This window comes from Bacillus sp. FSL M8-0266 (assembly GCF_038613425.1).
Classification (GTDB): domain Bacteria; phylum Bacillota; class Bacilli; order Bacillales; family Bacillaceae; genus Bacillus; species Bacillus pumilus.
Window position 1 is genome coordinate 920628 of sequence record NZ_CP152015.1, and the last position, 19026, is coordinate 939653.

General features: G+C 42.3%; 16 protein-coding genes, 17 tRNA genes, 2 rRNA genes and 1 pseudogene. 28 read left to right on the forward strand and 8 right to left on the reverse strand.

Features of this window, described 5'->3' with window-relative positions; genetic code table 11:
* Window positions 1-46: 46 nt before the first annotated feature.
* The 19 genes and pseudogenes from MKY83_RS04370 (at window position 47) to MKY83_RS04460 (ending at window position 5533) form a co-directional block, all read left to right on the forward strand.
* Window positions 47-2977: ribosomal RNA gene (locus tag MKY83_RS04370) — 23S ribosomal RNA — on the forward strand.
* A gap of 109 nt (window positions 2978-3086) precedes the next feature.
* A 5S ribosomal RNA gene (gene rrf, locus MKY83_RS04375) occupies window positions 3087-3202 on the forward strand.
* Between the two features lie 9 nt (window positions 3203-3211).
* Window positions 3212-3286 (forward strand) — tRNA-Asn (locus MKY83_RS04380).
* Between the two features lie 4 nt (window positions 3287-3290).
* Window positions 3291-3381 (forward strand) — tRNA-Ser (locus MKY83_RS04385).
* Window positions 3382-3398: 17 nt separating this feature from the next.
* Window positions 3399-3473, forward strand: a tRNA-Glu gene (locus tag MKY83_RS04390).
* 32 nt (window positions 3474-3505) lie between these two features.
* Window positions 3506-3581, forward strand: a tRNA-Val gene (locus MKY83_RS04395).
* A 15-nt stretch (window positions 3582-3596) separates the two neighbouring features.
* Window positions 3597-3673: transfer RNA gene (locus MKY83_RS04400), tRNA-Met, on the forward strand.
* 48 nt (window positions 3674-3721) lie between these two features.
* Window positions 3722-3798: transfer RNA gene (locus MKY83_RS04405), tRNA-Asp, on the forward strand.
* 18 nt (window positions 3799-3816) lie between these two features.
* A tRNA-Phe gene (locus MKY83_RS04410) sits at window positions 3817-3892 on the forward strand.
* A gap of 6 nt (window positions 3893-3898) precedes the next feature.
* Window positions 3899-3971, forward strand: a tRNA-Thr gene (locus MKY83_RS04415).
* A 15-nt stretch (window positions 3972-3986) separates the two neighbouring features.
* Window positions 3987-4071, forward strand: a tRNA-Tyr gene (locus MKY83_RS04420).
* Between the two features lie 13 nt (window positions 4072-4084).
* Window positions 4085-4158 (forward strand) — tRNA-Trp (locus MKY83_RS04425).
* Window positions 4159-4188: 30 nt separating this feature from the next.
* Window positions 4189-4264: transfer RNA gene (locus MKY83_RS04430), tRNA-His, on the forward strand.
* Between the two features lie 9 nt (window positions 4265-4273).
* A tRNA-Gln gene (locus tag MKY83_RS04435) sits at window positions 4274-4345 on the forward strand.
* A 7-nt stretch (window positions 4346-4352) separates the two neighbouring features.
* Window positions 4353-4427 (forward strand) — tRNA-Gly (locus tag MKY83_RS04440).
* A gap of 5 nt (window positions 4428-4432) precedes the next feature.
* Window positions 4433-4503 (forward strand) — tRNA-Cys (locus MKY83_RS04445).
* A 14-nt stretch (window positions 4504-4517) separates the two neighbouring features.
* Window positions 4518-4606: transfer RNA gene (locus MKY83_RS04450), tRNA-Leu, on the forward strand.
* A 35-nt stretch (window positions 4607-4641) separates the two neighbouring features.
* Window positions 4642-4723, forward strand: a tRNA-Leu gene (locus MKY83_RS04455).
* 101 nt (window positions 4724-4824) lie between these two features.
* Window positions 4825-5533, forward strand: a pseudogene (locus tag MKY83_RS04460) (hypothetical protein).
* 30 nt (window positions 5534-5563) lie between these two features.
* Here the strand turns inward: MKY83_RS04460 and MKY83_RS04465 are convergent.
* From MKY83_RS04465 to MKY83_RS04490, 6 genes are all read right to left on the reverse strand, one after another.
* Window positions 5564-6109: a histidine phosphatase family protein gene (locus MKY83_RS04465; protein WP_065097747.1), complete on the reverse strand. Its 546-nt coding sequence runs from the start codon at window positions 6107-6109 to the stop codon at window positions 5564-5566.
* 56 nt (window positions 6110-6165) lie between these two features.
* Window positions 6166-6357 carry a hypothetical protein gene (locus MKY83_RS04470; RefSeq protein WP_065097748.1) on the reverse strand — a complete coding sequence of 64 codons (192 nt, stop codon included), beginning with the start codon at window positions 6355-6357 and terminating at the stop codon, window positions 6166-6168.
* A 127-nt stretch (window positions 6358-6484) separates the two neighbouring features.
* Window positions 6485-6754: a hypothetical protein gene (locus MKY83_RS04475; protein ID WP_065097749.1), complete on the reverse strand. Its 270-nt coding sequence runs from the start codon at window positions 6752-6754 to the stop codon at window positions 6485-6487.
* Between the two features lie 65 nt (window positions 6755-6819).
* Window positions 6820-7245 (reverse strand): DUF1963 domain-containing protein, encoded by a 426-nt coding sequence (locus MKY83_RS04480; RefSeq protein ID WP_223252901.1) that lies wholly within the window; start codon window positions 7243-7245, stop codon window positions 6820-6822.
* Window positions 7205-7504, reverse strand: a complete 300-nt coding sequence (locus MKY83_RS04485) for a hypothetical protein (protein WP_342488203.1) — start codon at window positions 7502-7504, stop codon at window positions 7205-7207. The genes MKY83_RS04480 and MKY83_RS04485 overlap by 41 nt, the downstream gene beginning before the upstream one ends.
* An 18-nt stretch (window positions 7505-7522) precedes the next feature.
* Window positions 7523-8323 (reverse strand): DUF2262 domain-containing protein, encoded by an 801-nt coding sequence (locus tag MKY83_RS04490; protein WP_065097750.1) that lies wholly within the window; start codon window positions 8321-8323, stop codon window positions 7523-7525.
* Between the two features lie 534 nt (window positions 8324-8857).
* Here MKY83_RS04490 and MKY83_RS04495 point away from each other — a divergent pair.
* On the forward strand, window positions 8858-10798 hold the full coding sequence (locus tag MKY83_RS04495) for an LTA synthase family protein (RefSeq protein ID WP_065097751.1): 1941 nt from the start codon (window positions 8858-8860) through the stop codon (window positions 10796-10798).
* Window positions 10799-10953: 155 nt separating this feature from the next.
* The gene (gene lepB / locus MKY83_RS04500) at window positions 10954-11523 is read left to right on the forward strand and encodes a signal peptidase I (RefSeq protein WP_044141633.1); all 570 of its coding nucleotides are present in this window, start codon (window positions 10954-10956) and stop codon (window positions 11521-11523) included.
* Between the two features lie 37 nt (window positions 11524-11560).
* On the opposite strand, the gene MKY83_RS04505 is transcribed toward lepB, so the two are convergent.
* Entirely contained in the window at window positions 11561-12856 is a 1296-nt protein-coding gene (locus MKY83_RS04505; protein ID WP_065097752.1) for a homocysteine synthase, read from the reverse strand.
* Between the two features lie 777 nt (window positions 12857-13633).
* On the opposite strand from MKY83_RS04505, the gene MKY83_RS04510 reads away from it, so the two are divergent.
* The 7 genes from MKY83_RS04510 to MKY83_RS04540 all read left to right on the forward strand — a co-directional run bounded on the left by MKY83_RS04510 (window position 13634) and on the right by MKY83_RS04540 (window position 18250).
* On the forward strand, window positions 13634-13846 hold the full coding sequence (locus MKY83_RS04510) for a hypothetical protein (RefSeq protein ID WP_003211695.1): 213 nt from the start codon (window positions 13634-13636) through the stop codon (window positions 13844-13846).
* Between the two features lie 115 nt (window positions 13847-13961).
* Complete coding sequence (locus MKY83_RS04515; RefSeq protein WP_185108691.1) at window positions 13962-14708, forward strand: ABC transporter ATP-binding protein; 747 nt, start codon at window positions 13962-13964, stop codon at window positions 14706-14708.
* Window positions 14686-16152, forward strand: coding sequence for a hypothetical protein (locus MKY83_RS04520; RefSeq protein ID WP_106067742.1), 1467 nt, complete (start codon window positions 14686-14688; stop codon window positions 16150-16152). The genes MKY83_RS04515 and MKY83_RS04520 overlap by 23 nt, the downstream gene beginning before the upstream one ends.
* On the forward strand, window positions 16136-17041 hold the full coding sequence (locus MKY83_RS04525) for a PqqD family protein (protein ID WP_044141629.1): 906 nt from the start codon (window positions 16136-16138) through the stop codon (window positions 17039-17041). Before MKY83_RS04520 ends, MKY83_RS04525 begins: the two co-directional genes overlap by 17 nt.
* Window positions 17038-17319, forward strand: coding sequence for a hypothetical protein (locus MKY83_RS04530; RefSeq protein WP_044141628.1), 282 nt, complete (start codon window positions 17038-17040; stop codon window positions 17317-17319). The genes MKY83_RS04525 and MKY83_RS04530 overlap by 4 nt, the downstream gene beginning before the upstream one ends.
* Before the next feature lie 80 nt (window positions 17320-17399).
* Entirely contained in the window at window positions 17400-18056 is a 657-nt protein-coding gene (locus MKY83_RS04535; RefSeq protein WP_065097754.1) for a hypothetical protein, read from the forward strand.
* Window positions 18057-18176: 120 nt separating this feature from the next.
* A tRNA-Gly gene (locus tag MKY83_RS04540) sits at window positions 18177-18250 on the forward strand.
* Between the two features lie 98 nt (window positions 18251-18348).
* Here the strand turns inward: MKY83_RS04540 and MKY83_RS04545 are convergent.
* The gene (locus MKY83_RS04545; protein ID WP_223252903.1) at window positions 18349-18945 is read right to left on the reverse strand and encodes a hypothetical protein; all 597 of its coding nucleotides are present in this window, start codon (window positions 18943-18945) and stop codon (window positions 18349-18351) included.
* Window positions 18946-19026: the final 81 nt, after the last annotated feature.

Sequence of the window (19026 nt, forward strand, 5' to 3'; positions counted from 1 at the left end):
AATGCAAAGTTCATCACACATAGTGATTCTTTCTAAAGTAAGAAATGGTTAAGTTAGAAAGGGCGCACGGTGGATGCCTTGGCACTAGGAGCCGATGAAGGACGGGACGAACACCGATATGCTTCGGGGAGCTGTAAGCAAGCTTTGATCCGGAGATTTCCGAATGGGGAAACCCACTGCTCGTAATGGAGTAGTATCCATACTTGAATACATAGAGTATGAGAAGGCATACCCGGGGAACTGAAACATCTAAGTACCCGGAGGAAGAGAAAGCAAATGCGATTCCCTGAGTAGCGGCGAGCGAAACGGGAACAGCCCAAACCAAGAGGCTTGCCTCTTGGGGTTGTAGGACACTCTATACGGAGTTACAAAGGAACGATATAAGCGAAGAGGTCTGGAAAGGCCCGCCAAAGAAGGTAACAGCCCTGTAACTGAAATGTTGTTCTCTCCAGAGTGGATCCTGAGTACGGCGGAACACGTGAAATTCCGTCGGAATCCGGGAGGACCATCTCCCAAGGCTAAATACTCCCTAGTGACCGATAGTGAACCAGTACCGTGAGGGAAAGGTGAAAAGCACCCCGGAAGGGGAGTGAAATAGATCCTGAAACCGTGTGCCTACAAGTAGTCAGAGCCCGTTAAAGGGTGATGGCGTGCCTTTTGTAGAATGAACCGGCGAGTTACGATCCCGTGCAAGGTTAAGCAGAAGATGCGGAGCCGCAGCGAAAGCGAGTCTGAATAGGGCGCATGAGTACGTGGTCGTAGACCCGAAACCAGGTGATCTACCCATGTCCAGGGTGAAGTTCAGGTAACACTGAATGGAGGCCCGAACCCACGCACGTTGAAAAGTGCGGGGATGAGGTGTGGGTAGGGGTGAAATGCCAATCGAACCTGGAGATAGCTGGTTCTCTCCGAAATAGCTTTAGGGCTAGCCTCAAGGTAAGAGTCTCGGAGGTAGAGCACTGATTGGACTAGGGGCCCCTACCGGGTTACCGAATTCAGTCAAACTCCGAATGCCGATGACTTATCCTTGGGAGTCAGACTGCGAGTGATAAGATCCGTAGTCGAAAGGGAAACAGCCCAGACCGCCAGCTAAGGTCCCAAAGTATACGTTAAGTGGAAAAGGATGTGGAGTTGCTTAGACAACCAGGATGTTGGCTTAGAAGCAGCCACCATTTAAAGAGTGCGTAATAGCTCACTGGTCGAGTGACTCTGCGCCGAAAATGTACCGGGGCTAAACGTATCACCGAAGCTGCGGACTGTTCTTACGAACAGTGGTAGGAGAGCGTTCTAAGTGCTGTGAAGTCAGACCGGAAGGACTGGTGGAGCGCTTAGAAGTGAGAATGCCGGTATGAGTAGCGAAAGACGGGTGAGAATCCCGTCCACCGAATGCCTAAGGTTTCCTGAGGAAGGCTCGTCCGCTCAGGGTTAGTCGGGACCTAAGCCGAGGCCGAAAGGCGTAGGCGATGGACAACAGGTTGATATTCCTGTACCACCTCCTCACCATTTGAGCAATGGGGGGACGCAGGAGGATAGGGTAAGCGCGGTATTGGATATCCGCGTCCAAGCAGTTAGGCTGGGAAATAGGCAAATCCGTTTCCCGTAAAGGCTGAGCTGTGATGGCGAGCGAAATTTAGTAGCGAAGTTCCTGATTCCACACTGCCAAGAAAAGCCTCTAGCGAGGTGAGAGGTGCCCGTACCGCAAACCGACACAGGTAGGCGAGGAGAGAATCCTAAGGTGATCGAGAGAACTCTCGTTAAGGAACTCGGCAAAATGACCCCGTAACTTCGGGAGAAGGGGTGCTTCTTAGGGTGTTAAAGCCCCGAGAAGCCGCAGTGAATAGGCCCAGGCGACTGTTTAGCAAAAACACAGGTCTCTGCGAAGCCGTAAGGCGAAGTATAGGGGCTGACGCCTGCCCGGTGCTGGAAGGTTAAGAGGAGCGCTTAGCGTAAGCGAAGGTGCGAATTGAAGCCCCAGTAAACGGCGGCCGTAACTATAACGGTCCTAAGGTAGCGAAATTCCTTGTCGGGTAAGTTCCGACCCGCACGAAAGGCGCAACGATCTGGGCACTGTCTCAACGAGAGACTCGGTGAAATTATAGTACCTGTGAAGATGCAGGTTACCCGCGACAGGACGGAAAGACCCCGTGGAGCTTTACTGCAGCCTGATATTGAATGTTGGTACAGCTTGTACAGGATAGGTAGGAGCCTTGGAAACCGGAGCGCTAGCTTCGGTGGAGGCATCGGTGGGATACTACCCTGGCTGTATTGACCTTCTAACCCGCTGCCCTTATCGGGCAGGGAGACAGTGTCAGGTGGGCAGTTTGACTGGGGCGGTCGCCTCCTAAAATGTAACGGAGGCGCCCAAAGGTTCCCTCAGAATGGTTGGAAATCATTCGCAGAGTGTAAAGGCACAAGGGAGCTTGACTGCGAGACCTACAAGTCGAGCAGGGACGAAAGTCGGGCTTAGTGATCCGGTGGTTCCGCATGGAAGGGCCATCGCTCAACGGATAAAAGCTACCCCGGGGATAACAGGCTTATCTCCCCCAAGAGTCCACATCGACGGGGAGGTTTGGCACCTCGATGTCGGCTCATCGCATCCTGGGGCTGTAGTCGGTCCCAAGGGTTGGGCTGTTCGCCCATTAAAGCGGTACGCGAGCTGGGTTCAGAACGTCGTGAGACAGTTCGGTCCCTATCCGTCGCGGGCGCAGGAAATTTGAGAGGAGCTGTCCTTAGTACGAGAGGACCGGGATGGACGCACCGCTGGTGTACCAGTTGTTCTGCCAAGGGCATCGCTGGGTAGCTATGTGCGGACGGGATAAGTGCTGAAAGCATCTAAGCATGAAGCCCCCCTCAAGATGAGATTTCCCATTCCGCAAGGAAGTAAGATCCCTGAAAGATGATCAGGTTGATAGGTCTGAGGTGGAAGCGTGGTGACACGTGGAGCTGACAGATACTAATAGATCGAGGACTTAACCTATATTCTAATGTGAAGTTTGAACATTGTTATCTAGTTTTGAGAGAACATTTTTTAAATATCTCTTGATTTATTTTCAATACATAGTATAATATCTTTTGTCACTAAATTGTCTGGTGATGATGGCGAAGAGGTCACACCCGTTCCCATACCGAACACGGAAGTTAAGCTCTTCAGCGCCGATGGTAGTTGGGGGTCTCCCCCTGTGAGAGTAGGACATCGCCAGGCTTTCTTCATTCCGCAGTAGCTCAGTGGTAGAGCTATCGGCTGTTAACCGATCGGTCGTAGGTTCGAATCCTACCTGCGGAGCCAATTTGGAGAGCTGTCCGAGTGGCCGAAGGAGCACGATTGGAAATCGTGTAGGCGGTAACCCCGTCTCAAGGGTTCGAATCCCTTGCTCTCCGCCACAATTTACATAATAAAGGGCCCGTTGGTCAAGCGGTTAAGACACCGCCCTTTCACGGCGGTAACACGGGTTCGAATCCCGTACGGGTCACCATTTTATAGAATATACACCAGTATTTTTTATTCGGAGGATTAGCTCAGCTGGGAGAGCATCTGCCTTACAAGCAGAGGGTCGGCGGTTCGAGCCCGTCATCCTCCACCATATCTTTTATATCATCGCGGGGTGGAGCAGTTCGGTAGCTCGTCGGGCTCATAACCCGAAGGTCGCAGGTTCAAATCCTGCCCCCGCAACCAAATTATTTTATGTACCAATGGGGATTGCTCATTGAGTACAACCAAAATGGTCCGGTAGTTCAGTTGGTTAGAATGCCTGCCTGTCACGCAGGAGGTCGCGGGTTCGAGTCCCGTCCGGACCGCCATTTTTAAAATGAATACTTGGCTCGGTAGCTCAGTTGGTAGAGCAACGGACTGAAAATCCGTGTGTCGGCGGTTCGATTCCGTCCCGAGCCACCACTATTTGCCGGTGTAGCTCAATTGGTAGAGCAACTGACTTGTAATCAGTAGGTTGGGGGTTCAAGTCCTCTTGCCGGCACTGTTTTTCAAATGTGGAGGGGTAGCGAAGTGGCTAAACGCGGCGGACTGTAAATCCGCTCCCTCCGGGTTCGGCGGTTCGAATCCGCCCCCCTCCACCATTTTTATTTTCATAGGGGCATAGTTTAAAGGTAGAACAGAGGTCTCCAAAACCTCCGGTGTGGGTTCGATTCCTACTGCCCCTGCCAATTTTCTTAATATGATTCATAACATCTATGGCGGTTGTGGCGAAGTGGTTAACGCACCAGATTGTGGCTCTGGCACTCGTGGGTTCGATTCCCATCAATCGCCCCATTTTATTATTGGGCTATAGCCAAGCGGTAAGGCAACGGACTTTGACTCCGTCATGCGTTGGTTCGAATCCAGCTAGCCCAGTTGATTTGCGGAAGTAGTTCAGTGGTAGAACACCACCTTGCCAAGGTGGGGGTCGCGGGTTCGAATCCCGTCTTCCGCTCCAATAATGGCGGCATAGCCAAGTGGTAAGGCAGAGGTCTGCAAAACCTTTATCCCCGGTTCAAATCCGGGTGTCGCCTTTTTGAAAAAGACTGCCGGGGTGGTGGAATTGGCAGACACACAGGACTTAAAATCCTGCGGTAGGTGACTACCGTGCCGGTTCAAGTCCGGCCCTCGGCACCATGTTTTTATCATAAGTTGCGCTCTTTAATGATCATGCCGGTGTGGCGGAATTGGCAGACGCGCACGACTCAAAATCGTGTTCCTCACGGAGTGCCGGTTCGACCCCGGCCACCGGTATCTATTCTATTAAAAGTTTCATGATCGGTTTTTACCGTCAACCTAACGTTTCACCCTCGTGGTGAAACGTTTTTTTGTGGTTTGAAGGCGGAGTTGTTAACTTGCAAATGAAGACGATATTACAGACCATCATTGAAGACGAGGGATCACATGCTTATCCGCTTTTTAGACAGTACTGTGTGAAGAAAGAACAGGGTCTGCGTAAAGATGCGTTAAAGGTTCTTCAGTTTTTTGTTGAAGAGATGAAGGAGAACGATTTTGCAGCACGGCGTTCATTTGTTGATTGGCTGTTTGAGAAGATTGAACGGTTTGAGGATGGTCATCATTTGCTTGTGTATCCATTGATAATTGGGGTGATTCAGCCTGTTCTGCAAGAGTGGGAGAAGGTTGATCCTATGGATGTGAGACCGTATCGCTGGCAGGGCTTGTTTGTGCATCAGGGAGAAGGGTTGCCCTATTTATTGAAGGCTAGGGCTTGGAGGTAGCAAGGAACAGCGTGTCATTGTACAAATTTGCGAAATCTATTTATCGGCTTTGTGGTATTCGTTTCATCATATACATGAAGATCTTTATTTAAGCACCTATGAGAAAGATCAAGATCAAGAGCGAATTCAAGGCATTGAAGATGTTATGATGCTGATCGAAGATAAGAGGATTCGTACCAATGTTGAAAAACAAGTAGCCTATTATGATCAGCTTTTATCGGACTGGAAGAAATTTCAGCAAACGGAGACAAGAGGCTTCATGAAATGGTGTGCGGAGCGTAAGAAGCCGTATGAGTGGGTAGAGGCTTTTTATTATCAACAATAGATGAGGAAACGGCAGAATTCATTCTGCCGTTTATTTATGCCATATTCGCTCTATTTCTATATGATCTGGTTTGAAATATTTCAGGACATAGACATCTGGATTGCTTAGTTTCTCCCACTCTTTGAATCCAATCGTGGGATCGGCGTGTTTAAGAAGCAGGCTCATAATATTGCCATGTGTGACGAATAGGGTACGATCTTTTCCTGAATTTATTTGTTCGTATAGTACTTCTACAATGCGGTTCATGGCTTCAAGGCTTGATTCTCCGCCTTCACAAGTCAGGTGTAAGTCCGTAAAACTGAGCTTTAGTTTCTCAAACCAATCGTCCATTGGTTTGAGGCTTAGCACACGTTCAGAAAGACGCTGATCAATTTTCACTCTGAGTTGTCTTGTATGAGCAAGGGGCTCAGTGGTTTGGATCGCTCGCTTATAGGGACTTGAGATGATCTGATTGAGGTGAATGCCATTAAAAAACTGTGCTAGTGCTTGAGATTGTGCGATGCCTTGAGGCGTTATAGACGCATCCTCGGATTGTCCATTGGCTTGGCAGTGTCTGACGATATAATATGTTTTCATGGGCCACACCTTTCATTGAGTATAAAAAAATCATCCAGTATTGGATGAGGATAGGTTCATTTGTTCGGATCTGTTTCTTTATAGGGATCTGTGAGCTTCGAGGTCAGGTCTAAATTGAACAAAAAATCATCTAAGGTGTCTGTGCCAAAGGGAAGTGTGGAGAAGTTGATTGGGATGCTTTCTTCTTTCATTTCTGAGGTGATCTGTTGTTTAGGCTGCTTTTTTCTCCAGTACTTAAACAAGCGCATGTAAAGCCCCCTTTTCTATGAAAAAGATGGATTTATACATAATATACGGGGAGAGTTGTCCAGGCGTCAAATGTTTTCTTAGAGAACGATGAAAAGAGCCACAGGAAAGCGTGGCCCTTTTGTCCATTTACTTGGCACGACGTAATGCTTTCAGCACTTTACGTTTGCATTTTAAGTTGTATCGCTTCTGATGAAGTTTATCTGTGTTACATCTGCCAATGACTTGGCGGACATCTGGATGATAAATGATGAGATGTCTGTAAGCTGGATCATTTAATAACTCATGAAACCAGCTATGTTTTTTGAGATGGGCTGCGTTTCTAGAGATATCCTCTTCATCTACCTGTAGAAAAGGGATATATACAGCAAGTGAAAAGATATCTAAAATGAATCCCATGTTGGTTCCTCCTTCCATATTATTTCCTACGCTTAGAAGGAGGAAAGGTTTCATTCAATAAAACTTTAAAAACAATCCCAATGCATAGACCATTCTTTTGTGTCTTTGTCGTAATAGAAATACATCGTGCCGTTATCACCAATCATGAACCGAGGTTTTTCTTCTGAGGCGATTTGCAGCATGAATTTGCCTAGTTGATGATGAGGTGGGGATTGAATATATGCACCATACCCACCGATTTTTGTGAATGAATAATTTGTGTATTGATCAAAGAAGTGTTCTGTCGCTTCATCACTTTCATTTACTTCTGATAAATCGACGTATGACCACGCTTCTTCCCAGCAAGGGTAGTCTTCTTGCTCATTTTGGTTCCATTGGATTTGAAAGGGTTTGAGTCCTCTCACTTCTTCAGGAGTTTCAACTACTTCTAATCCTTCCATATCTACATATTCAATGAGCTTCCAGCCTTCTCCGTTTTTTGTGATATCCATCGGAAGTGCTTTCTGGTTGAGAAAGATTCATTTTACATTCATTGAATTCGTTCAATCCTCCTGGCACTTCAGGTAAATAAATTTGTAAGATCGGAATCATGACGCCATCTTGGTCTGCCGGCCAGCCTTGATCGGGGTGGATGAAGAAATGACCGGCAAACCAGCTGTGTGCTGTTGGATCAGGACGAAAGCCGCCAATCTTAGCCACGACGGGTGTTTTTCCTAGTTGTTTTAATTCATGAAAAGCCTTGATCTCCATTACTTATCCCTCCAATCTTTAGCCTGCAATGTGGGCATCTTGAAACGTGCCATTGATATTGCCTGAGACAATGATGACATGTCCCCAAAATAAATCACCGTCATGACAGTAGACTTCAAACTCTCCATCTGGGTAAGCATGCAGACTTTCAAGTGAGATGCGGCTCATAAATTGATCCAGTGTGAGCTCTTCTTGTGTTTCAGAGGAGTCATCTTGCTCCTGCCAGTCTTTAGCTAATTCAAGCAGCTGATTTGCTGCAAATGATTTAATAGAAGCATCCCATGTAGTCTGCTCTTTCATGAGTTGTCTAGCGGTTGGAAGAGAGTCGTTTACTTTTTCATCTTCTTCGAGGTTGAAGTAGAGCAGGCATTCTTGATTACTCCACTGGATCGTTGTTTCAAATAAGTCTAGTCCTTTCACTAATTCAAAGGTGCCCAGCAGGTCATTATGATAAAAGACAGGTTTTTTGGCTTCTTCTAGTATCTCTTGCAGCTCTTCATCCTGTGTATCTGTATCGATGAGTGATACAAGCATGAACTCACCTTCACCTTTTCGGACCTGAAGTGTCATGATTGATTCTTTATGTAATTGTGCCTGCATTTCCCTTAATCCCTCTTCATCTGTTAACCAGCAGAGCCTTATGTTTTCGGTTTTGATGAGGTCTTTTTCCTTCCATGCAATCAGTGGAATAGAAGCGGTCCAAAGAGATTCCTGTCCGGCTTTTCCTGCACCTACTCCTGAAGGTCCTGTGACAGCAATGTGGTCTATTTCTTCTGAAAATCGTTCTTCAAATGCGTTCATTTGTTTGTTATGTTTCATGTGATGTCCTCCAGCCTGATTTGTTGAAAATCTATATGTTTATCACACCGTACATCAGGAGGAGAAATCAAGCTTTTTTTGCTTAAAACTTTTTTAGATTGTCAGAAGGAGAGAAAATACATGGATGGCTGGAGGTTGAGTCACAATAAATACGAATATGTTATGTATCGAATTTTGTATATATTTGGGTAAATGAGTCAAAAAGCCTAGGTGATTCTTCCTTTTCTTTATAATTACTTTGACATGAATAGATGAAAAAAGTAAAGTAGTACTGAGTGATTTACAAACCCTTCTTCATCTATTGAATTGCAAAGTGTGTGTAAATGAAATGTAAATGGATATTTTTCCTTTTATTTACTCGTATTTTTTTTTGAAACCTATGATGCTTCTCATTCGTTATATTAAAGGAGCACATATATCCGGCGGAAACAGAGCATCGGAATGCTTGGTGAAGAAGATTTACATTTGCAAAATCAATGTAAATTTTTTATGATTTCATTTATATCAGAACGATAATAAGAAAGAAGAGGTTTTATGAAAAAAATATTTGCGAACAAATATAGCTTTTTTGTATTGGCTGTCCTTTTATTTTGGGCGAAATCGTACGCAGCCTACAAAATGGACTTTAATTTAGGAGTGAAAGGTTCTTTTCAAGAGGGTCTTCTCTTATTAAATCCATTTAGTTCAGCCATTGTGTTTTTGGGACTGGCTCTCTTTTTGAAGGGTCGTAAATCTGCCATTGTTTTAATTGTCATTGACTTTATTATGACCGCACTTTTATATGCGAATGTAGCGTACTACCGTTTCTTTGATGACTTTTTGACTTTCTCCACAATGAAGCAAGCAGGCAATCTTGGAGGAGGCATGACTGGCGGTGTGTTATCTAGTATTAAGCCGCATGACCTTTTGTATTTCCTTGATATTATTATCTTGATTGCGATTGTGATTTGGAGACCAGAAGTGAAGAAATTCCAAATGAAAAAGACATTTGCACTGTTGATTGTGGCTACAGGTGTAGGACTGTTCTTTGTAAACCTTCATTTAGCTGAAAAGGACCGTCCAGAATTATTAACAAGAACATTTGATCACAAGTATGTTGTCAAATATTTAGGTGTTTATAATTATACGATTTATGATGGAGTACAATCAGCACAAAATGCAACACAGGTAGCAAATGCGAGCAGTGAAGATTTAACGGATGTTGTAAACTATACAGCTTCTCACTATGCAAAGCCAAACGCAGAGTATTTCGGTAAAGCTAAAGGGAAAAACATTATTAAAATCCATTTAGAAAGCTTCCAGTCTTTCTTAATTGACTACAAACTAAATGGAGAAGAAGTGACACCGTTTTTAAACAAACTGGCTCATGGTAAAGAGGAGTTTACGTATTTCGATAACTTCTTCCATCAGACAGGTCAAGGAAAGACAGCTGATGCTGAGCTAATGATGGATAATAGTATGTTCGGCTTGCCAGAGGGAGCAGCGTTTGTGACAAAAGGTGAAAATACTTACCAATCACTCCCTGCCATCCTAGATCAAAAAGCAGGCTATACGAGCGCAGTGCTTCACGGGGATTACAAATCTTTCTGGAACCGTGACACGATTTATAAGCATATGGGATATGATCAATTCTTCGATGCTTCACATTACAACATGGATGAAGAAAATCTTGTGAATATGGGTCTGAAGGATAAACCATTCTTTAAAGAATCAATCCCGATGCTAGAATCAATGAAAAAACCATTTTATGCACACTTAATGACATTGACTAATCACTATCCATTTAATTTAGATGAAAAAGATGCGACGATTGCTAAGGCAACAACTGGTGACAAAACAGTAGATAACTACTTCCAAACAGCAAGATATCTAGATGAGTCATTAGAGCAATTCTTTAAAGACTTGAAAAAATCAGGTATGTATAAAGACTCTGTCATTTTATTATATGGTGATCATAATGGTATTTCTGAAAACCATAACCGTGCAATGAGTGAAATTCAAGGGAAAGAAATTACACCTTATCAAAATGCACAAAACCAGCGTGTACCACTCATGATTCGTATTCCTGGCAAACAGGGCGGCGTGAACCATACGTATGGTGGTGAAGTAGACGTGATGCCTACGCTTCTTCACTTACAAGGTATTGATTCAAATGAGTATGTGAATTTTGGAACAGATCTATTCTCTAAGAAGCATGATCAAACTGTTGCATTCCGTAACGGAAACTATGTGACACCAAAATATACACTTGTAGATAACACTGTCTACGATACAAAAACAGGTAAAGTTGTGAAACAAAATAAAAAGACAGAGGCGATTAAAGCCCGTGTCGATAATCAGTTAAGCCTTTCAGATAAAGTGCTTTATAGGGATCTTCTTCGATTCCATAAGCTGTCTGATTTTAAACCAGTGAATCCATCTGATTATTTCTATGGTAAATCAAAAGAAAAAGAAGAGGATTCTTCTACTAAGTAACTGAGTTTTGGGCAAGCACAGAAGGGTGCTTGCCTTTTTCTCTCTCATCGCTTGATTTGTTGGCAAAATATGTTTATATTTAGGGTGATACAAGCGTGATGCTGGCGTGCAGCTAGCGGAACTCATTTCGTCCTAGGGGATTTCAGGAGGAGCTTATGACAACAAATACAAAAACACAAAAAAAGAAATCAGAAGTATGGGGCTGGCTCAAAGCAATCTTAATTGCATTCATTGCTGTTTTTATCATTCGTAACTTTTTATTCGCACCGTACATTGTAAAAGGGACTTCTATGCAACCAACATTACAAGATACAGAGCGGGTTTTTGTGAATAAAACGGTTGATTATTTCGGCGATTACAAACGGGGACAGATTATTGTTCTTGATGGGGAAGACCGCAGCACTCATTATGTCAAAAGATTAATTGGTTTACCTGGTGATAAAATTGAAATGAAAAATGACCAGCTATATGTCAATGGTCAAAAAGTGGCGGAGCCTTACTTAGCGTCAAACAAAAAGAAAGCAGCCGCAGATGGGACCTTGCTGACACCTGATTTTGGCCCTCTTACCGTTCCAAAAGGCAAGTATTTTGTCATGGGTGACAATCGTCAAAACTCAATGGACAGCCGCAATGGCTTAGGTCTTTTTACAAAGAGTGATATTCAAGGAACGACATCATTTGTGTTTTATCCTTTCCAAGACGTTCGACTACTTAATAATGAATAAAATAGAAAAAGCACACAGAGGTGTGCTTTTTTTATTTTCATTCAGCCTGGCTTTTTGTGATCGCCTGTTCAAGATCTGCAATAATGTCTTCAATCGCTTCTGTTCCAACAGATAAACGAATGAGCTCTGGTGTGACGCCTGTCGCTTTTTGTTCTGCTTCACTTAATTGCTGATGCGTTGTGCTGGCAGGGTGAATAATCAGTGATTTAGAATCGCCCACATTTGCAAGGTGTGAGAACAGCTTAACAGAATCAATGAGCTTTTTACCAGCTTCTCGTCCACCTTTAATACCAAATGTGAGAATGGCGCCTTGTCCTTTTGGCAAATAGGTTTGAGCAAGCTCATGAGATTCATGGCTTTCAAGACCTGGGTAGCTTACCCAATCTACAAGAGGGTGATCTTGTAAGAACTGCGCTGTTTTTAATGCATTTTCACTATGCCGCTCGAGACGCAGATGCAAAGTTTCTAGGCCTTGCAGAAGTAAAAATGAGTTGAAAGGTGACAAGGCTGCTCCTAAATCCCGTAAGAGCTGCACACGTGCTTTTGTGATATAAGCCGCTTCTCCAATTGCTTCAGTATACGTCAGACCGTGATAACTTGGATCTGGTTCAGTCAGCCCTTTGAACTTATCACTGTCGGCCCAAGGAAACTTGCCGCTATCGACAATGACACCGCCAATTGATGTACCATGACCGCCAATGAATTTCGTAGCGGAATGGACGACAATGTCTGCACCAAATTCGATCGGTCTCAATAAATAGGGACTTGCGAGCGTATTGTCCACAATAAGCGGAATATGGTGCTTGTGTGCAATGGCTGAGATGGCTTCAATATGTAGAATGTCGCCTTTAGGATTCCCAATGCTCTCTGCATATACTGCCTTCGTTTTGTCTGTAATTGCGGCTTCGAGTTCTTCTAAATTGGACGAATCAACAAATTTCACTGTAATGCCGAGTTTTTTGAGTGTATGGGCAAATAAATTGTATGTGCCTCCATAAAGGCTGCTGGAGGAGACAATTTCGTCACCAGCTCCTGCAATGTTTAAAATAGAATAAGTGGTCGCTGCTTGTCCAGAAGAGACAGCAAGTGCACCAATGCCGCCCTCAAGCTCAGCGATCCGTTTTTCAAAGACATCATTTGTAGGGTTCATAATGCGAGAATAAATATTTCCGGGTTCCTGCAGTCCGAATAAATTCGCCGCATGCTCGCTATCTCTAAAACCGAAAGAGCTTGTTTGGTAAATAGGAACGGCTCTTGAATAGGTAGCTGAATCAAGCTCCTGACCTGCGTGAATGGCTTTTGTTTCTAAACGGAATGGACGTTCTTCTGACATGTGTGTATCCTCCTTTTACTAAATAAAACCAACTAGTTTGATAAGAAATATTTAATAAGACTATAAATGTTGTTTCGTGTCTGGTCAATCATTTTTTAGATAAATCTGAAAAATAATAAATAAAGTTGATGGACTTTTTTTATTTCAATGAGGAAAGGTGTGGACATGTTGATGTAAAGAGGGATTGTTTCATTAGAGAGTGCGGATCAGTTTTTTTGAAAGTAATAAATCATTGCCAGCTAGTGAAATCATAGGAATGCCTATGCAGTAAGTTGCTCTTCCATAGAAAGAAGCGAGTCATATGTTGGATGTGACTCAAGAAAGGAAAGGGCTTTTTTCCCAAGGGGCTTTCTTGTATATACATATTTTAAGTGACAAGAGAAGAAGGAAAATATGCTCACTCTTTTGTCGAAATTATCAGTAAATATTTCATAAATGGTGTGATAACGACATATAATTAGGACTTTTTTATCTGATATATCGGGGGAATTCTTTCTATTTCACAAAAAAGAAAGAATATATAAAGGGATTGATAAATAAGGACTATTTCAAAAAAAGAAGAAAAAAGCTGGTTTAATTGACATTATATGGGTTTTGTGGTTCTTATGGATTGCAAAAAACTAGATAATAAGATAGGGGTCCTACACTTAAAAGTGAAGAATTGAATAAAAAGTCACATTTTGTCCGAAAGTATGTTCGGTCAAAAATGGGATCTTCTGTTGATGTTTGGAGAGTGAAGCCTATGATACGATCATCATAAGCTGGGAGGTGAAAAGTATGACTTATGCAGCGCCGCAAGTTGACTATTCCACTATGGAACCTGCTATTATGGACCAAGCTTGGTTCTTAGTATTTGTTGCTGTCCTTCTTGGATTGGGAGCAACAGTTGTTCTAGGAGCAGCAGTTTGGTGTTTAGCAAACGGCAAGGGTAGCTTTACAGGAGCCGTTCAGTGGGAAAGTGGCTTAAAAGTCCAAATTGAATGTAAGTAGCTATACTTAGGATTCATCTTTTTACTTCTATGAAATGACACCAGGGCTAAACCGTCTGTGGCGGGCGGTTTAGCCTGATCTGTTTTTAAAGAATATGCAGACACTTGGAGGTTATATGTTTACGATCGAGAAATTAACCAAGACGTATAAAAATAACGTGACTGCTGTCAAAGATTTTCATTTAAAAATCGACCCTCATCAAATCGTTGCTGTTGCTGGACCGAATGGTTCCGGTAAAACAACGATGATTAACTGTATACTCGGTATCATTAAGCATACAGAAGGAACGATTCTCTTGCAGGACGTCACAAATGACGAACCATCCTTTAAAAAACAAGTAGCCTATGTTCCAGATGATCTGCTACTCCCTGAAGCATTGACTGGTGCTGAATATTTAGATTTTGTTTCTTCTATGTATGAATGTAAAACAATTCACAGAAGAAATCAACTAATTGAACTGTTTGATATGGACTCGGCTTTATCAAGACCGATTGAAACCTATTCACATGGTATGAAAAAAAAGACACAGCTGATTGCCGCCTTTATGCTTGATAGTCAATTGGTGATCATGGATGAGCCCTTTAGAGGACTTGATATTGAAGCGGTTATAAACACAAAGAAACTGATGAAACGTTATACCGAGCACCATGGTGCGATCATGCTTTCAACGCATGATATGCTTTCAGCGGAAGAGCTGTGCCATAAAATCGCCATTATTTCTAAGGGAATTAAAATGGATGAAGGAACGGTCTCAGCCTTAAAGGAGAAGTATCAATCAAGCACATTGGAACAGGTGTTTCTGAAAGCTTCAATGTTAAGTGATAGGGGTGCACATTTTGATGAAATCATTAATCATTTCTAGAATGATGCTTAAAATGTGGCAGCAGGAGATGTATAAGCTCTTTGATACTCAGACGAAGCGGATCATTGTGATCTTATTCTTTTTGTTTGCAGTGACAATGGGCGCCATCATCGGATACAGTTTTACGGGTGTCTTTATGAAGGCATTCTTAAATGGCGATGAACGTTCACTTGGATTACTCGTTGTGTCAATGGCGATCAATGCATCCATCTTTACAAGCCTGTTATTCATTTTGATCAAAGTCAGGACGCCTGAGCAAGACCGTTTTTCTATGCAGCTCAGTTGGTTCCCGCTTTCTACCTTTCAGAAAAGCCTCGGATACTTTATTCCGATGGTGACAGTGGTGGCAGGGCTTGTTTTATTTTTTATCGGTATTCTGCTGTTACCTAATTTTATTGCCCAGGGAATAGGTATTTTCTTTATCTTTACGTTCTTTTTGATGGTGATTTTGCAATCGCTTTTTGTCTTAATGCTTTTGCAACTCATTTATAATATTACCTATTTGATCGTTCTGAAATTAAAATTACCGTTGCAAAAATTTGCAGCGATCTTTGTTTTATTAGCACTGGTTGTAGCGTATGGAATGACGCATTTTGATATCAATCAAATTCAGCAATCATATATACAGTTTGATTATCATTTGATGTATTTTACAGCACCGTTTTTCTTAGCGGCTCAAGGAATGTCTCCTGAAGGGATAAACTATGCAATTTTGATCCTAGTCATCCTTTTATCGGCGGGCGGCGCATTTCTTTCTCTTGCGATGATGCCGATTATGGCAGAGAAAAAAGCGTTAACCTTTTTAAATAAACTGCCGTTCTCTTCTTCAAAAAAATGGTCACTTATTGTAAAGGAAATGAAATCACAGGTGCGAAATGAAGAAAACATTTTAAACTTTCTCATACTCCTCATTGTGATCTTATTCGTCCGTTATCAGTTTGGGTTCCGCTTTGAAGAAGAAGCGTTTTTTGTTCTCTGCGCTCTTGCTGGATTAACTGCCTTCAATTCATTTGGCAATGATAAACGAATGCTGGGGATGTACAAAACATTTGGCCTAAGATCGTGGGAAGTGGCTCTGTATAAGTTTATCGGGCTTTTGCTTGTTGGTGTACTGCAAATAGCAATCTTCATGCTGACAACGTTGACGCTTCCTGATCAGGTTTGGAACGTATTGATTGGGGCCGCTGTCTTATGCAATGCCACTGCGCTCTTTTATGTGGTAGGTATTTTACTTCCGCTTGATCGGAACAATCCCTACACAGGCATTTTTTCATTTGGAGCACTTATTTTACTCATGATTCCGATTGTTTTTATTGGAAACTATGTCATAGGGGAGTCGAGTCAAACGCTTCAGTGGCTGCTTGTAGCTGCATTTGAAGGTCTGCTCATCTTTGCCATATACAAAGGTTTTTCATGGAGGTATTCACATGATTCAACTTCTTAACAATAAGCTAAAGATTGAGCGGGTACCGGCACTCGCGCCGTATGTGACCTTACAAAAGAGACATCTCACGGATACGCAGTATGGAAGCACACTCCCGATTAATGAAAGTGCCTATCATATGTTAACGAAAGTAGATGGCAAAAGGACAGAAGCGAGTATTACCGCAGAGCTCGCCGATTTGTTTCAGGTCGATGAGTCTGTGATTTCTCGTGACTTTTATCAACTGATGATGGGGTTGAATCAGCACCACTTACTGTCTATTCATTATCAATCACCATATCGAATTGTGACAGCCTGCTGTCAATTTTTCAAACAGTATCAAGTGAAAATGAAGGAACGATTTGATTGCACTGGTCACTCGTTCTTTCATATTTTTGGGACAGCATTACTCATGGTGACGCGTAAAATCATCTTTTTCTGGATGCTTTTTATGGTCATGGCAGGGATCGCTTTTTTATTCATTCCTGACCGGTCGATTGCAGCCATTGCGATTTATTTTACAATTATATATTTTGGATTAATTACGGGGACCGCATTACATGAGGCAGCACACGGCTATGCGCATCGAAAATTTGCGGGAAGGGATGGTCCACAAGGCTTTTTTGCGAGTGATATGATGTCTGTGAAATTTGTAAGACCAGTATTAGATCCGTTTCAGAAGAAGCAGGTATGGATTACGCTGCTTGGGCCGCTTGTCCCAGGTGTGATCGGAGCAGCAGGGATCATTGTGACCGTATTATGTCTAAAAGAAAATCCAATCTCGACCGGATTCTTTATTTTTTCAATCACATATTTTATTCAATTACTCTATCTTCTTCCGTTTATGGGGGATGGTAAATCCATTATGAAGCAGCTATTGCTTGGGGGAATGGGAGGACAACGATCATGAACGTACAGGCGATGAAACAAGGTGCTATTGTTGGTGGTTTTCTGGGGTTTTTAGGCTTTCCGATGCTGACAATCGGTGTATTGTTCTATCATTTATTTCAATCAAAAACGAATGATGCTTTATTATTTAACAGTCTCGCTTTTGAGATGGAAGGTTCATCCGCATTTACTTTTCAAATCAAGCCAAACTTTTTTATTTATATGATTGTGATTTTTGCCGCGAGTTTTCTCATTGTGGCTATCTTATCAGCCATGAAGCAGAAAAAAGCGAAAGATTAGGAGATTTCTCCTAATCTTTTTTTGTATATTAAACCAAATTTTAGTATAATAGAAAATAAAAAACATCAAAGGGGATCTCAATGTTAAAAAAATGGAGTGTTCTTATATTCACTGTTTTTCTATTAGCAGGATGCGGTGAGAAGGCTGAAGAAACCACGCAAACCGAGAAGACGGTATCAACAATAAATACGGAGCCTGCTACTAAGAAGCAAGTAACCATCGAACAAATGAAACTGACAAAAAAAGAAAAGAGCTTACTAGAAGCATCAACCACTAATGAAATGGTGGCTTTGACATTAAAAGGATTAACGAAGAAGGATAAGAGTATTACGTTTATCGGGAGTCATTACAAAAATGGCCGATTAGCTAATAAGGAAGCATCATCTGCCACCTTTACTTTACATCAGGATGGCACAGACCAAACGATGAATGTGCTCTTACAATTAAAACATGAGAAAGATACATATGAATCACAATTTAGTATGTGGTCAGACAACAAGAACGAGGGAATGACAAAAGCGACAGCAAGCTTTCCGTTCAAAGTAAGTGACTATGTTTTTTCTGCACAATCTGAAACTGTCAAAGTCTCTTCTGGAGGAAAGGCACTGATTGCGTATACAGCGGCAATGGGGAAAGACGGAAATTCACCGATGCTTGAAGAGATTGAGAAGAATCCAAAGCAAGCGCTGAAGAATAAGTCACATGCCTACTTATTTTATATCCAGCTCGATAAATAACTATCGTAATATATACGGAGAATATGAAGTTTTTTGACGAAAAATCTTCATATTCTCTTGACGAATTGTTAAGAAAGTTGTAACATAATAAAAGTCAACGCGATGACGTTGCTTATTGATGCGGGTGTAGTTTAGTGGTAAAACCTCAGCCTTCCAAGCTGATGTCGTGAGTTCGATTCTCATCACCCGCTCCAATACATAATTTTGTTTATAACGCAGTATTTCGTTTCTTAGATAAACGAAGTGTTGCGTTTTTTATTATGTCAGTATAATGTGAAAAAGCACTGTCAAGCTACAGTGCTTTTTCAATAAGTTCATATTTACTTTCTCCACCATGTATTTGTACAAACATCTTCGTCAAGGATTGGATGAGAGCTTCACTCTTTTCCCGGGAAATAGATGGCGGAAACAGGATGATTTGCAAAATGTTTTTTGTGTCTTGAGAAATGTGTGCTTTACTTGGTTGAGAAAATAATCCTTTAAGTCCTGCGTTGTCCTGCCATTCAATGTGACCACTCTCATGTTTTGCTAGTGAAAGCGGCTCTTCTATATGATCAGCATCGAATGTTAAGATAGGCAAGAAATATTTTAAAGAGAAAAAGATCGACAAATCCTGTACGGAATTGGTCGAGTCAATAAATCGTTCCTTTTGGATATCAGCAAGAATTGGCAGGAAAGGAACGTCTTTTAAAAGGTCCGTCCATTCTTTGATTGCTGGTACTTCTTCTAATACTTTATCTTCGTATTCAAAAAATAAAGATTCTTGAAACAGGCGGAGCCGGCCTTTTAACATTTGAGGGGATGTGCCAACTTCAATATGCGAATATTCAATCTGTCCAACATGGATAGACGGGTTGTCAGGATGAGAAATTTCCATATGTATCTTCACAGTGACTCACTCCAATCGGTCATGATACACTCGTATTATACTGAAAACAACAGAAGAAACAAAGAAAGGAGGTTTGCAAGG

Coding starts and splice junctions, on each gene's coding strand:
- MKY83_RS04465 (WP_065097747.1), bottom strand. CDS start 6,109: ATGAAAACATATTATATCGTCAGACACTGCCAAGCCAATGGACAATCC.
- MKY83_RS04470 (WP_065097748.1), bottom strand. CDS start 6,357: ATGCGCTTGTTTAAGTACTGGAGAAAAAAGCAGCCTAAACAACAGATC.
- MKY83_RS04475 (WP_065097749.1), bottom strand. CDS start 6,754: ATGGGATTCATTTTAGATATCTTTTCACTTGCTGTATATATCCCTTTT.
- MKY83_RS04480 (WP_223252901.1), bottom strand. CDS start 7,245: ATGGATATCACAAAAAACGGAGAAGGCTGGAAGCTCATTGAATATGTA.
- MKY83_RS04485 (WP_342488203.1), bottom strand. CDS start 7,504: ATGGAGATCAAGGCTTTTCATGAATTAAAACAACTAGGAAAAACACCC.
- MKY83_RS04490 (WP_065097750.1), bottom strand. CDS start 8,323: ATGAAACATAACAAACAAATGAACGCATTTGAAGAACGATTTTCAGAA.
- MKY83_RS04495 (WP_065097751.1), top strand. CDS start 8,858: ATGAAAAAAATATTTGCGAACAAATATAGCTTTTTTGTATTGGCTGTC.
- lepB (WP_044141633.1), top strand. CDS start 10,954: ATGACAACAAATACAAAAACACAAAAAAAGAAATCAGAAGTATGGGGC.
- MKY83_RS04505 (WP_065097752.1), bottom strand. CDS start 12,856: ATGTCAGAAGAACGTCCATTCCGTTTAGAAACAAAAGCCATTCACGCA.
- MKY83_RS04510 (WP_003211695.1), top strand. CDS start 13,634: ATGACTTATGCAGCGCCGCAAGTTGACTATTCCACTATGGAACCTGCT.
- MKY83_RS04515 (WP_185108691.1), top strand. CDS start 13,962: ATGTTTACGATCGAGAAATTAACCAAGACGTATAAAAATAACGTGACT.
- MKY83_RS04520 (WP_106067742.1), top strand. CDS start 14,686: ATGAAATCATTAATCATTTCTAGAATGATGCTTAAAATGTGGCAGCAG.
- MKY83_RS04525 (WP_044141629.1), top strand. CDS start 16,136: ATGATTCAACTTCTTAACAATAAGCTAAAGATTGAGCGGGTACCGGCA.
- MKY83_RS04530 (WP_044141628.1), top strand. CDS start 17,038: ATGAACGTACAGGCGATGAAACAAGGTGCTATTGTTGGTGGTTTTCTG.
- MKY83_RS04535 (WP_065097754.1), top strand. CDS start 17,400: ATGTTAAAAAAATGGAGTGTTCTTATATTCACTGTTTTTCTATTAGCA.